The sequence below is a fragment of the Pseudomonas sp. NPDC087029 genome (genome assembly GCF_044745345.1).
Lineage (GTDB): Bacteria > Pseudomonadota > Gammaproteobacteria > Pseudomonadales > Pseudomonadaceae > Aquipseudomonas > Aquipseudomonas faucium.
The window spans coordinates 67,350-80,575 of sequence record NZ_JBIVAB010000002.1 but is presented as its reverse complement, the minus strand read 5'-3'; the positions used below and the strand labels follow the sequence as shown (position 1 = coordinate 80,575).

The window sequence follows — 13,226 nt, the reverse complement described above, 5'->3', positions numbered from 1 at the left end:
GCGGCGCAGTTCTCGGTCCTGTGGGAGCCGGCTTGCCGGCGATGGGGCCAGTACAGTCGACGAGAATCATCGGCCCAGGTACACCTCGACCACCCGCTCATCCGCCTGCACCTGCTCAAGCGACCCTTCTGCCAGCACACTGCCCTGGTGCAGCACGGTGACATGGTCGGCAATGCTGCCGACGAACCCCATGTCATGCTCCACCACCATCAGCGAGTGCTTGCCTGCCAGCCCCTTGAACAGCTCGGCGGTGAACTCGGTCTCGGCATCGGTCATGCCCGCCACCGGTTCGTCGAGCAGCAGCAATTGCGGCTCCTGCACCAGCAGCATGCCGATCTCCAGGAACTGCTTCTGCCCGTGCGACAACAGGCCGGCCTGGCGCTGGGCCAGTGGCAGCAGGCGCAGGGTGCCGAGCACTTGCTCGATGCGTGCGCGTTGCTCGCCGTCCAGGCGCGCGGCAAGGCTGGCCCACACCGATTTTTCGGCCTTCAGTGCCAGCTCCAGGTTCTCGAACACCGTCAGCGCCTCGAACACCGTGGGTTTCTGGAACTTGCGGCCGATGCCGGCCTGGGCGATCTGGTATTCGCTCAGGCGGGCAAGGTCCAGGGTGTCGCCGAAAAAGGCAGTGCCGCTGTCGGGCCGGGTCTTGCCGGTGATCACGTCCATCATCGTGGTCTTGCCGGCACCATTGGGGCCGATGATGCAGCGCAGCTCGCCCACGCCGATGTACAGGTTCAGCGCGTTGAGCGCCTTGAACCCGTCAAAGCTGACGCTGATGCCCTCAAGGCTGAGCACCGTGCCGTGGCGTGTGTCGAGCCCGGCGCTGCGGCGGTTGCCCAGGCCGATGGCGTCGCGGCTGGCGCCGAGGTTGTCGAAGACCGGTTCGAGCATGAACTCGGGGTGAACGGGGGGCACGCCTCTCATGGCTGGCTCCTTTTCTTCAGCAGGCCGACCACGCCCTTGGGCAAGTACAAAGTGACGAGAATGAACAGCGCGCCGAGGAAGAACAGCCAGTACTCCGGGAAGGCCACGGTGAACCAGCTCTTCATGCCATTGACCAGGCCGGCACCGAGCAGCGGGCCGATCAGCGTGCCGCGGCCACCCAGGGCGACCCACACGGCAGCCTCGATGGAGTTGGTCGGCGACATCTCGCTGGGGTTGATGATGCCCACCTGCGGCACGTACAGCGCACCGGCCAGGCCGCACAGCACGGCGCTGAGCACCCACACCAGCAGCTTGAAGCCGCGGGGGTCGTAGCCGCAGAACATCAGGCGGTTTTCCCCATCGCGCACGGCGGTGAGCAACCGCCCGAACTTGCTGGTGGTCAGGCGCCAGCACAGGTACAGGCTGGCCAGCAGCAGGCCGACGGTGAGCAGAAACAGCATCGCCCGCGTGCCTGGCGCGGCAATGTCGAAGCCCAGGATGGTGCGAAAGTTGGTGAAGCCATTGTTGCCGCCAAAGCCGGTTTCGTTGCGAAAGAACAGCAGCATGCCGGCGAAGGTCAGGGCCTGGGTCATGATCGAGAAGTACACGCCCTTGATCCGCGAGCGGAAGGCGAAGAAGCCGAACACCAGCGCCAGCAGGCCCGGCGCCAGCACCACCAGGCACATGGCCCAGGCGAAATGCTGGGTGCCGGCCCAGTACCAGGGCAGCTCGCTCCACGACAGGAAGGCCATGAATGCCGGCAGGCCGTCAGCGGCGGCCTGGCGCATCAGGTACATGCCCATGGCGTAGCCACCCAGGGCGAAGAACAGGCCATGGCCCAGCGACAGCAGCCCGGCGTAGCCCCAGACCAGGTCCAGGGCCAGGGCGACGATGGCGTAGCAGAGGATCTTGCCCACCAGCGTGAGGGTGTAGGCCGAAACCTGCAGCGCATGCCCCGCCGGCAGCAACGAGAGCAGCGGCATGGCCAGCAACAGCAGCACGACGATGGCGCCGATGGCCAGCGTCAGGCGCGGCCCGGCTTTTTGTGAAGCGGTGACAAGCAGTGGCTGGTTCATCAGTCGATTACCCGTCCCTTGAGGGCGAACAGGCCTTGCGGGCGCTTCTGGATGAACAGAATCACCAGCGCAAGGATGAGGATCTTGCCCAGCACGGCGCCGATCTGCGGCTCCAGCAGCTTGTTGGCGATGCCAAGGCCGAAGGCCGCCCAGAGGCTGCCGGCCAGTTGCCCGACCCCGCCAAGCACCACCACCAGGAACGAGTCGATGATGTAGCCCTGGCCCAGGTCCGGGCCGACGTTGCCGACCTGGCTCAGGGCCACGCCGCCGAGCCCGGCGATGCCGGAGCCCAGGCCAAAGGCGAGCATGTCGACGCGCCCGGTCGGCACCCCGCAGCAGGCCGCCATGTTGCGGTTCTGGGTGACCGCACGCACGTTCAGGCCCAGCCGCGTGCGGTTGAGCAGCAGCCAGGTGAGCAGCACCACGGCCAGGGCGAAGCCGATGATCACCAGGCGGTTGTAGGGCAGCACCAGGTTGGGCAGCAGCTGGATGCCGCCGGACAGCCAGGCCGGGTTGCTGACTTCGACGTTCTGCGCGCCGAACAACAGGCGGATGGCCTGGATCAGGATCAGGCTGATGCCCCAGGTCGCCAGCAGGGTTTCCAGCGGGCGGCCGTAGAGGTGGCGGATGACCGTGCGCTCCAGCGCCATGCCGACCCCGGCGCTGACGGCGAAGGCCACCGGCAGGGCGATCAGCGGGTAGAACTCGATGGCGCCGGGGGCGTAGCGCTGCAGCAGCACCTGGACCATGTAGGTGCTGTAGGCGCCGAGCATCAGCATCTCGCCATGGGCCATGTTGATCACCCCCAGCAGGCCGAAGGTGATCGCCAGGCCCAGGGCCGCCAGCAGCAGGATCGAGCCCAGCGACAGGCCGCTGAAGGCCTGGCCGAGCAGTTCGCCGGCCAGCAGCTTGCGCTTGACCTGGGCCAGGCTGGTTTCTGCGGCGGTGCGCACGCCGGGGTCGGCTTCCGCGCCCGGTTGCAGCAAAGCCTCCAGGCGCGTGCGGGCCAACGGGTCGCCGGTTTCGCCGAGCAGGCGCACGGCGGCCAGGCGTACCGCAGGTTCGCTGGCGCCCAGTTGCAGGTTGGCCAGGGCCAGGGCCAGGGCGGCATGCACGGCGGCGTCGGGCTCGCTGGCGAAGCGCCGGTCGAGGAAGGCCACCTGGGCGGGTTGGGCGCTTTTTTGCAATTGCTGGGCGGCGGCCAGGCGGGTGTCAGCCTTGTCGCTGAGCAACTGGTGGCTGGCCAAGGCGTTATCGATCAGGCCGCGCAGGCGGTTGTTCAGGCGCAGTTTGCGGGTGTCATCGGCGGCGATGCGGCCCTGGCGCAGGTTTTCCAGCAGTGCCAGGCGCGCGGGGTCGGGTTGCGCCGCCCAGCTTTCGAGCAGTTGAGCCTGCTCGGTGGGCTTGGCGGTGAGGAAAAATTCGCCCTCGCTGGCCTGGGTGGCCAGGGGCAGCAAGAGGAGGAGGATGAGCAGGAGTTTGAGCATGCGGGCAATCCTGGGAATCAGCGGTGGATTCATCGCCGGCAAGCCGGCTCCCACAGGCGCCGCCATCGCCTTCAAGGGCTGTGGAACTCCTGTAGGAGCTGGCTTGCCAGCGATTGGGCTGCACAGCAGCCCCAGTGCACTCAGTTACCTTTCACCGCGTAATCAGGCCGCTTGTCATTGCCCGGAATGAACGGGCTCCACGGCTGCGCCCGCAGCGGCTGCTCGGTCTCCCACACCACACTGAACTGCCCGTCATCCTGGATCTCGCCGATCATCACCGGCTTGTGCAGGTGGTGGTTGGTCTTGTCCATGGTCAGGGTAAAGCCCGACGGCGCCTGGAAACTCTGCCCGGCCAGCGCCTCGCGTACCTTGTCGACATCGGTGGACTTGGCCTTTTCCACCGCTTGCGCCCACAGGTGGATACCCACGTAGGTGGCTTCCATCGGGTCGTTGGTCACGGCCTTGTCGGCGCCCGGCAGGCCCTTGGCCTTGGCGTAGGCCTTCCAGTCGGCGACGAACTTCTGGTTCACCGGGTTATCCACCGACTCGAAGTAGTTCCACGCCGCCAGGTGGCCCACCAGCGGCTTGGTGTCGATGCCGCGCAGCTCTTCTTCGCCCACCGAGAACGCCACCACCGGCACTTCGGTGGCCTTCAGGCCCTGGTTGGCCAGCTCCTTGTAGAACGGCACGTTGGAGTCGCCGTTGACGGTGGAGATCACCGCCGTCTTGCCGCCGGCGGAGAACTTCTTGATGTTGGCGACGATGGTCTGGTAATCGGCGTGGCCGAACGGCGTGTACACCTCCTCGATGTCCTTGTCGGCCACGCCTTTGCTGTGCAGGAAGGCGCGCAGGATCTTGTTGGTGGTGCGCGGGTAGACGTAGTCGGTGCCCAGCAGGAAGAAGCGCCTGGCGCTGCCGCCGTCTTCGCTCATCAGGTATTCCACGGCCGGGATGGCTTGCTGGTTGGGCGCCGCGCCGGTGTAGAACACGTTGGGCGACATCTCTTCACCCTCGTACTGCACCGGGTAGAACAGCAGGCCGTTGAGCTCTTCGAACACCGGCAACACGGATTTGCGCGACACCGAGGTCCAGCAGCCGAACACCACCGCGACCTTGTCCTGGCTCAGCAGCTGGCGGCTCTTTTCGGCGAACAGCGGCCAGTTGGACGCAGGGTCCACCACCACCGGCTCGAGCAGCTTGCCGTTGACCCCACCCTTGGCGTTGATCTCGTCGATGGTCATCAGCGCCATGTCCTTGAGCGACGTCTCGGAGATCGCCATGGTGCCCGACAGCGAATGCAGGATGCCGACCTTGATGGTGTCGGCGGCCTGGATGCTCCAGCTCAGGCCCATCGCCGCGATCGATGCGCTGAGGGTAAAAGCCTTGATCAGACTGCGACGCTTCATGTGCTCTCTCCGCTGAGTTTTTTAGGGTGTTGGCCAAGCGGGGAGGGCATTGCAAGGGGTGTGCCGAGTGGCGGAAGGTGCGCAGTAGAGGGGTTGTGCGAGGTATTAGGGCGTGAAGTGGATCCAGCTTGGTGCCTGGTGGATCTGTGTGCACAGCATTGGGGCCGCTGCGCGGCCCATCGCTGGCAAGCCAGCTCCCACAAGGATTGCATTGTTCTTGAGAGCAACGCTGTACCTGTGGGAGCCGGCTTGCCGGCGATTGGGCTGCAAAGCAGCCCCTTGCAGAATCAGCCGTTACGCACAGCCGTGCGCGGATGCCGCTTGCTGCGCACAAACTGATAAGTCACCGCCAGCAGCACGAACCAGATCGGCGTCACCAGCAGCGCCGCACGGGTGTCGTCTTCAAGACTCAGCAACACCAGAATGAAGGCGAAGAACGCCAGGCACACGAAGCACATGAAGCGCCCGCCCGGCATCTTGTAGTTCGAGGCCTGGTGCAGCGCCGCGCGATGCTTGCGGTACTTCAGGTACGACAGCAGGATCAGCGTCCAGACGAACATGAACAGCACCGCCGACACCGTGGTCACCAGGGTGAACGCCTCGACCACGTTGGGCACCAGGTAGATCAGCACCGCGCCCAGCAACAGGCAGGTGCAGGAGAAGTACAGGCCGTTGGCAGGCACCGCGCGGCGCGACAGCTTCTCGAACGCTCGCGGTGCATCGCCTTCCTGGGCCAGGCCGTAGAGCATGCGGCTGGTGGAGAACACGCCGCTGTTGGCCGACGAGGCGGCCGAGGTCAGCACCACGAAGTTGATGATGCTCGCCGCCGCCGGCAGGCCGGCCAGCACGAACAGCTCGACGAACGGGCTCTTGCCCGGCACCACGTCGCGCCATGGGGTCACGGCCATGATCGCGATCAGCGCCAGCACGTAGAAGACGATGATGCGGATCGGGATCGAGTTGATCGCCCGCGGCAGGGTGCGCTCGGGGTTTTTCGCTTCGGCGGCGGTGGTGCCGACCAGCTCGATGCCGACGAAGGCGAACACGGCAATCTGGAAGCCGGCGAAAAAGCCCATCAGGCCATTGGGGAACATGCCGCCGTCATTCCACAGGTTGGCCAGCTGCGCGGTGCGCCCGCTCGGCGATTCGAAGCCGCTGATGACCATGTACAGGCCGGTGGCGACCAGGCCGAGGATGGCGACGATCTTGATCAGGGCGAACCAGAACTCCAGCTCGCCGAACATCTTCACGGTCACCAGGTTCAACGACAGCAGCACCGCCACGCAGGCCAGCGCCGGTATCCATTGCGGCAGGTCGGGGAACCAGAACTGCGTGTAGGCGGCGATCGCCACCACGTCGGCGATGCCGGTGACCACCCAGCAGAACCAGTAGGTCCAGCCGGTGAAATAGCCGGCCCAGGGGCCGAGCAGGTCGGCGGAGAAGTCGATGAACGATTTGTAGTTGAGGTTCGACAGCAGCAGTTCGCCCATGGCGCGCATGACGAAGAACAGCATGAAGCCGATGATCATGTAGACGAAGATGATCGACGGCCCCGCCAGGCTGATGGTCTTGCCCGAACCCATGAACAGGCCGGTGCCGATGGCGCCGCCGATGGCGATCAGCTGGATGTGGCGGTTGGTCAGGTTGCGCTGCAGGTGCTGGTCTTCAGCAGGAGGGGTTGGGGTCATTGGCTGCATTCCATTGAGGGTCAGTCTTTTTCTGAAAGCCGAGTAGGCTAACACGAGCGTCCCAGATCGGGGCGCGACAGATCGACTCGAGTTTTGCGGCGCAGGGGGCCGCTTTGCGGCCCTTTCGCGACACAAGGCCGCTCCTACAGCACTACGCGTTCGTCTGTAGGAGCGGCCTTGTGTCGCGAAAGGGCTGCAAAGCAGCCCCAAGGCCCTCAAGCGCTAGCCAGCACCCGACGCCGACGCAAGACCCAGCAATCCACCACCCACATCACCACCATCGACACCCCCACCAGCGGGAACATCACCCCCAGCACCAGCATCACCCCCACCGCGGTCTTCCAGCGCGGCAGGTCATGGCGCAGCGGCGGTACGCCCAGGCCACCTTCAGGCCGGCGCTTCCACCACATCACCAGCCCGCTCACCGAGCCCAGCAGAATCATCAGGCACACCAGCAGGATGACGACCTGGTTCAGCGCCCCGAACATCTTGCCTTCATGCAGCATCACACCCAGCTCGGTCGCCCGGGCCACCGGGCTGTAGTCCTGCCAGCGCACATCGGCCAGCACCTTGCCGGTGTATTGATCGATATGCATTGTGGCGTCGTTGCGTGGGTCGTCGGCGAACACCGCCACGGTGTAGACGCCCTCTGCCGTGGTCGGCAGGGTAATGCTGTAACCCGGCTCGACGCGGCGTGCATTGGCCACGTCTTCCACCTGCTGCAAGCTCACCTGCGGCGCTGCCGGCATGTTCGACATGCCATGATGCCCGGCATGCTCGGCGTGCGCGCCGGACTGCGGCATCGGCGTGTTCTCCATGGCCCATGGCACGGTCTGGCGGTGGGCGCTGTTGAGTTCACGGGCCTGCTGGTCGGACTTGGGCACGTCATTCCACATGGCCGCCGGGAAGCGGTTCCACAGGTCGGCATATTGCTTGCCCCACAGCCCGGTCCAGGTCATGCCGCTGAGCAGCATCAACAGCAGCAGCGCCGAACCCCAGAAACCGGTCACGGCATGCAGGTCGCGCCAGAACACCCGGCCTTTGGCCCCCAGGCGCGGCCACAGCACGCCAGCGCTGCCGCGCCCACGGGGCCACCACAGGTACAGGCCGGACACCACCAGCACGATGCCCCAGCCGGCGGCCAGCTCCACCAGGCGGTCGCCGACCGTGCCGACCATCAGCTCGCCGTGCAGGGCGCGGGCGATGGCCTGCAGGTTCTGCTTGGCATCCTGCTCGCCGAGGATCTTGCCGCTGTAGGGGTCGACGAACACATTCAGCTCGCGGCCAGCGTCATGCACCACGAACTGCGCGCTGCGCTCGGCGTCGACCGGTGGCAGGTACTGGCCGACGTGGCCCTTGGGGTAGGCCTGGCGCACTTCGGCCAGCATCAGGTCGGCGCCCTGGCGGTGATGGCCGGCTTCGACCACCATCAGCTCGCGATACAGCACCGGGTCGAGCTGCGGCTTGAACAGGTAGATGATCCCGGTGATCGCCAGCAGGATCATGAACGGGGCGACGAACAGCCCGGCATAGAAGTGCCAGCGCCAGGCCAGGTTGTAGAAGGACACGCGTGTTCCTCTCATTGGGAACCTCCAGTTTTTACCCGCAAGGGGCGCGGCCCGGGGCCGCGCCTTTGGTTAGCGTCAGAAGCTCAGGTCGACCTTGGTCCAGAAGGTCCTGCCTGGCTCGTTCAAAGGTTGTGGGTCCATGGCCGGGTAGCCGAACCCGGCGTTGCCGGCCAGGTTCAGGTGTTCGGCGTAGGTCTTGTCGAACAGGTTGTCGACGCCGGCGCTGAGCTTGAGGTTGTTGTTCACCTTGTAGGCGCCGTTGAGCGAGAACACGCCGAAACCTGCGCTCTTCTCGTAGTCCTTGCCGACCACGTTGCCCTGGTTCTCGGCGATGCGGTTCTGCGCTGCCACCAGTCGCCAGAGCGCCCCGGCGCTCCAGGTGTCGCGGCTGTAGGTCAGGCCCAGGCGGCTTTCCAGCGGCGGCATCTGCGGCAGTGCCTTGCCGTCGCTGCTGTTCTTGCCCCAGGCGTAGGCCAGGGTGGCATCGGCCTTCCAGTTCTCGGTCAGCTTGTAGGCCGCGCCCAGTTCGCCGCCCATGATGCGGGCGTCGATGTTCTGCGCCTGGGTGCTGCTCATGCCCATCATGGCGCTGCGGTAGTCGAACAGGATGTAGTCGCGCACCTGCCCGACATAGCCCGAGGCCCAGGCGTCCAGGCGCTCGTCGCGGTACTGGATGCCGAAGTCGAGCTGGGTGGTCTTCTCCGGCTTGATGCTGTCGAAGGCATTGGTGGAGCCGGCAGGGCCCTGGTCGGGGGAGAACAGCTCCCAGTAGTCGGGGAAGCGCTGGGCATGGCCCAGGCCGATGTAGGTGGTGGCAGGCACTGCCGCCAGGTCGTGCTCGTAGCGCACGAAGCCGCTGGGCAGGGTGTCGGCGCGGGTGTCGCCGCTGGTGGCGCTGTCATCGCGAAAATCCCGGGCCGAGGCGCGGTCCAGGCGGGCGCCGGTGATCAGGCGGTCCTGGCCGGTGGCGTACCAGGTGAGCTCGCCGAAGGCGCCGTAGTTGTGGAAGTCGGCGTCCTTTTCCCAGGGCTTGTCCTTGTAGGCGTCGACGCCCATGGCGCTGCGCCCGCGGTGCTCGTTGGTCTGCGCGTCGATGCCGCTGATCAGCTGCACATCGGCCCAGCGCCAGGTAGCCTTGATGCGTGCGCCCAGGGTGCGGCGGTCGACGGCGGCGGCCATTGGCCCGGCCATCATGCCCATGCCCGAGGGGGTGCGCAGGGTGTAGTTGTCCATCACGTGGTCGGCGTAGTTGTAGTAGACCTGTGCCTCGATCTTGTCGAGCACTTCGCCGAGGTTGGACTTCTCGAAGCGCAGGCCCAGGCTTTCGCGCTTGAACTGCGCACCGTCCATGCCACGCCCGGCATAGCGCGCCTCGCCGTCGCCCTTGCCGGCGGTGAGTTCCAGCAAGGTGTCCTGGTCGGGGGTCCAGCCCAGGGTCACGTCGCCGTTCCACTTGTCCCAGCGCGAGGGCACGGTATCGCCGCTGCCGTCCTGGTAGTCATCGGAATGCGACTGGTTGCCGACGAAGCGCGCGTAGGCCTGGCTGTTGCCGGCGGCGACGTCGACCAGCTTGTCGAAGCGGCCGTTGGAGCCGGCCAGGAGGCTGGCGTTGACGCGGCTGCCGAGGGCGCCAAACTTCTCCGGTTCACGTTCGAAGAGGATGGTCCCGGCCGAGCCACCGGGGCCCCAGATCACGCTTTGCGGGCCTTTGATCACGGTGAGGCTGTCGTAGGTTTCCGGCGAGATGTAGGACGTTGGCGCGTCCATGCGGTTAGGGCAGGCACCGAGCATCACCCCGCCGTTGGTGAGGATGTTCAGGCGCGAGCCGAACATGCCGCGCAATACCGGGTCGCCGTTGGTGCCACCGGCGCGGATCGCCGAGAAGCCGGGGATGGTCTTGAGGTAGTCGGCGCCGTCGCTGGCCGGCACTGGCTGGCGTGGGTCCTTCGGGTTGGTGACCACGGTCAGCGGCGAGCTGGGCGCGATGGCGGTGATCACTGTCGGGCTCAACTCGGCCAGGTCGTGTTCATGGCCTTCGTGGCCAGGGTCGGCGGCCAGGGCCATGGGCGCCAGCAGCGAGCCGCAAAGGGCGGCGAGGGTGCCTTTGAATGCATAGGCAAAAGCAGGGGTACAACCGGACATAGGAATTCCGTCGATCAGTCATGAGTAGGCGCGAAGCCTCCTGGCTCCGTGCAGCAAATGTGGGGTTTCAGACGTTGATCGAGGCGGGTGGCGCGCGGCTGCGCGCACCGGGGAACACGGCCTGCCGGGCGTGGCCCTGGTGTGTCGCAGTGGGGCCTGGGGTAGCGGGGGTGACGCTGGCCGCGCTGAGCGGGCTGAGGGTTTGCGGTAATGCCGGGCAGTTGAACAACAGGCTGCAGTAGCCGCACTTTTCCCACATCACATGCAGCTGGCCATCGTTGCCGTGGCCATGATGTGCGTCGCTGGCATGCTCATGGCCAGCGGCCATGGGCATCTCCATCGGCATGTTCATGCCGGCGTGGTGGCCCATCGGCATCGACTGGGAAACCAGCGGGCCGATGAAGATCATCCACATGGCGAACAGGCTCAGCCAGCCGCCCCCGACGCGCCTGCGGTCAGGGCGGGAGGTACGGCTGAGACGATTGCGCGGCAGGCTCATGGTGCGAGCGCCTGTCAGCTAGCGGTCAGTGGGCGTGTTCATGACCTTGCGGCTGGTCGGCCGGCGGCTGCTTCTGCACGGCGACATCGACGGTAATGTTGCCGGCCTTCTCGAAGTGCAAGGTCAGCGGGAAGCGCTTGCCGTCGCTGAGCAGGCTGCGGTCCTTGGGCTGCATGAGCATCACGTGGTAGGCGCTGGGGGCGAAGACCAGGTCCTTGCCGGCGGGCACCACCACGCTCTTGACCTGCTGCATCTTCATGGCGCCGTTGCTGCTCATGACATGCTCGTGCAGCTGCGCGTCGGCGGTGATGGGGCTGTCGACGCTCAGCAGGCGGTCATCGGCCTTGCCGTTGTTGTGCACGACGAAGTACGCCGCGACATTGGGCGCGTTGGGTGGCAGTTCCAGCGACCAGGGGTGGGCGATGTGCAGGTCGCCCACGGTGTATTCGTGGGCATTGGCGAAGGCGCCGGGCAGCAGCAATGCGGCCACTACGAGAGCTTGCTTGAGCATGGGTGGATCTCCGTTCTGTTCAGGTTCAGGCAGACAGCGTGATGAACTCAGGCCAGGGGAGAGGCGCGGGGATTGAGCGCAGGCCATAACTGGCGCGGCGTGGGCTGATAGCGGGAGGGCGGTGGGGTGAACCCGGCCAGCAGCGTGGGCGGGTTGTGCAATTGCGGCGGGTAGCCTGGCAATGCCAGCAGCGGTGCGGCGCCAGAGCAGCACCAGCAGTGCTGCATGTTGGAATGGTCGTCGCTTTGCGAGCCGAGGTCGATTTTGGCCAGGGCCTGTACGTCGACCTTGGCCTTGCCGGCCACGCTGGAACAGAAAGCCCCCCACAGCAGCTGCTCGGCCGGGCCCTTGGGCGCGGCAGAAGACAGCGGCATGGCCAGCAGGTTGAACAGCACTGCGAGGCAGGCTATCCAGGCGATGTGCCGACGTGGGGGCATGGAGAGATCCGGTCAGGAATCGTGGTAGCTATTGTACGGCGGAGTATAGGTAAAAATGCCGGGGTGCGGTGAAGTGACGCAGGTGGGTGGTGTGATCTGGACCGCTGCGCAGCCCCTATCGCCGGCTTGCCGGCGATAGGGGCGCTACAGCCATCAAGTCTTGTTACGCCCCATCAAGCCACGCACGGTCTCCTGCAGGTCCGCAGGCAGCACCACGACCTTGGCATTGCTGCTGCTGGCCAAGTTCTCCATGGCCCCCACATAGCGCTCGCCCAGCAGGTACATGGCCGGCACCGTCTCGTTGCCCACCGCTTCCTTGACCAGCGAGATCGCGCGCGCCGAGGCTTCGGCCAGGTTGATCTGCGCTTCGGCATCGAGCTTGGCCGACTGCAGGCGCGCCTCGGCTTCGAGGATTGCGGCCTGCTTGGCGCCTTCGGCACGGGTCACGTCGGCCTTGCGCTCACGCTCGGCGGCGGCCTGGCGCTCCATGGCCAGCTGCATGTTCTCGGACGGCTTGATGTCCTGGATTTCCACCGAGCGCACGGTCACGCCCCAGTCTTCGGTCTGCTCGGACATCGCCTCGCGCAGGCGCGCCTTGATCTGCTCGCGGCTCGACAGCGCTTCGTCCAGGTCCATGGCGCCGACGATGGCGCGCAGCGAGGTCATGGTCAGGCTGGTGACGGCGAACGAGAAATTCTGCACGCCATAGGACGCTTTCTGCGGGTCGACCACCTTGGCGAAGCACAGGGCGTTGGCGACGATCACGGCGTTGTCGCGGGTGATGATTTCCTGCTCCTGCACATCGAGGATGATGTCCTTGGTCGGCAGGCGGTAGGCGACCACGTCCATGTACGGGATGACGATGTTGAGGCCCGGCTTGAGGGTGCTGTGGTAGCGGCCCAGGCGCTCGACGATCCACTCCTCGCCCTGGGGCACGATGCGTACCCCCTTGAACACGGTGACCAGGACGAACAGGGCTATGACGGCTACGACGATGAGGCTGGTCATTATGCAAACTTCCTTTTAGTTGCGAGATCAGGCCCGAATGACCCGGGCGGTATTACCTTCGATGGCGACGAGCCGCACACGCTCGCCGGCGGGGATGTCGCTGTCGGCGATGCACACCCATTCCTCGTTGCCCAGCAGCGGCTTCTGGAAGCGCACCCGGCCCTTCTGGAATTGCGAAACGGCACTGGTCAGCAACCCGACCTCGCCGATCACGCTGTCGGCGGTCCAGCGCACGTCCGGCTGCTTGCGCTTGAACAGCTTGAACCAGAGCAACGTGGTGGCCGAGGAGAACAGCACCCACAGCAGCACCTGCATATCCAGCTGCAGGCTGGGGGCGGCCAGGGCGATGAGGGAAACCAGCACGGCACCGATGCCGAACCAGATGATGAAGAACGTGGGCAGGACCAGTTCGAGCAGAATCAGGCCGATGCCGAACACCAGCCAGATCCACCATTGCATTTCCATATGAGTGACGCCTTC

The 13,226-nt window shown here is 65.7% G+C and carries 12 protein-coding genes; all 12 read right to left on the bottom strand.

Annotation, left to right across the window (positions count from 1 at the left end; genetic code table 11):
* Window positions 1-66: 66 nt before the first annotated feature.
* Window positions 67-924 (bottom strand): urea ABC transporter ATP-binding protein UrtD, encoded by an 858-nt coding sequence (urtD, locus tag ACIPG5_RS03795; protein ID WP_176513285.1) that lies wholly within the window; start codon window positions 922-924, stop codon window positions 67-69.
* Window positions 921-2,000, bottom strand: coding sequence for an urea ABC transporter permease subunit UrtC (urtC, locus tag ACIPG5_RS03790; protein ID WP_236236682.1), 1,080 nt, complete (start codon window positions 1,998-2,000; stop codon window positions 921-923). Before urtC ends, urtD begins: the two co-directional genes overlap by 4 nt.
* Window positions 2,000-3,520, bottom strand: a complete 1,521-nt coding sequence (gene urtB, locus ACIPG5_RS03785) for an urea ABC transporter permease subunit UrtB (RefSeq protein ID WP_401373422.1) — start codon at window positions 3,518-3,520, stop codon at window positions 2,000-2,002. Before urtB ends, urtC begins: the two co-directional genes overlap by 1 nt.
* A 107-nt stretch (window positions 3,521-3,627) precedes the next feature.
* Window positions 3,628-4,893, bottom strand: coding sequence for an urea ABC transporter substrate-binding protein (gene urtA / locus ACIPG5_RS03780; protein WP_176513291.1), 1,266 nt, complete (start codon window positions 4,891-4,893; stop codon window positions 3,628-3,630).
* A gap of 287 nt (window positions 4,894-5,180) precedes the next feature.
* Window positions 5,181-6,581, bottom strand: coding sequence for a D-serine/D-alanine/glycine transporter (cycA, locus tag ACIPG5_RS03775; RefSeq protein WP_401373420.1), 1,401 nt, complete (start codon window positions 6,579-6,581; stop codon window positions 5,181-5,183).
* Window positions 6,582-6,796: 215 nt separating this feature from the next.
* Entirely contained in the window at window positions 6,797-8,164 is a 1,368-nt protein-coding gene (locus ACIPG5_RS03770) for a PepSY-associated TM helix domain-containing protein (protein ID WP_401373418.1), read from the bottom strand.
* Between the two features lie 60 nt (window positions 8,165-8,224).
* On the bottom strand, window positions 8,225-10,291 hold the full coding sequence (locus ACIPG5_RS03765; RefSeq protein ID WP_401373416.1) for a TonB-dependent copper receptor: 2,067 nt from the start codon (window positions 10,289-10,291) through the stop codon (window positions 8,225-8,227).
* A 67-nt stretch (window positions 10,292-10,358) separates the two neighbouring features.
* Window positions 10,359-10,790, bottom strand: a complete 432-nt coding sequence (locus ACIPG5_RS03760; protein ID WP_176513299.1) for a DUF2946 domain-containing protein — start codon at window positions 10,788-10,790, stop codon at window positions 10,359-10,361.
* A 25-nt stretch (window positions 10,791-10,815) separates the two neighbouring features.
* Window positions 10,816-11,301: a copper chaperone PCu(A)C gene (locus ACIPG5_RS03755; RefSeq protein WP_401373414.1), complete on the bottom strand. Its 486-nt coding sequence runs from the start codon at window positions 11,299-11,301 to the stop codon at window positions 10,816-10,818.
* A 47-nt stretch (window positions 11,302-11,348) separates the two neighbouring features.
* Window positions 11,349-11,738: a DUF2946 domain-containing protein gene (locus tag ACIPG5_RS03750; RefSeq protein ID WP_176513303.1), complete on the bottom strand. Its 390-nt coding sequence runs from the start codon at window positions 11,736-11,738 to the stop codon at window positions 11,349-11,351.
* 153 nt (window positions 11,739-11,891) lie between these two features.
* Complete coding sequence (locus ACIPG5_RS03745) at window positions 11,892-12,746, bottom strand: SPFH domain-containing protein (RefSeq protein ID WP_401373412.1); 855 nt, start codon at window positions 12,744-12,746, stop codon at window positions 11,892-11,894.
* 27 nt (window positions 12,747-12,773) lie between these two features.
* Entirely contained in the window at window positions 12,774-13,211 is a 438-nt protein-coding gene (locus tag ACIPG5_RS03740; RefSeq protein WP_176513307.1) for an NfeD family protein, read from the bottom strand.
* Between the last annotated feature and the right edge of the window lie 15 nt (window positions 13,212-13,226).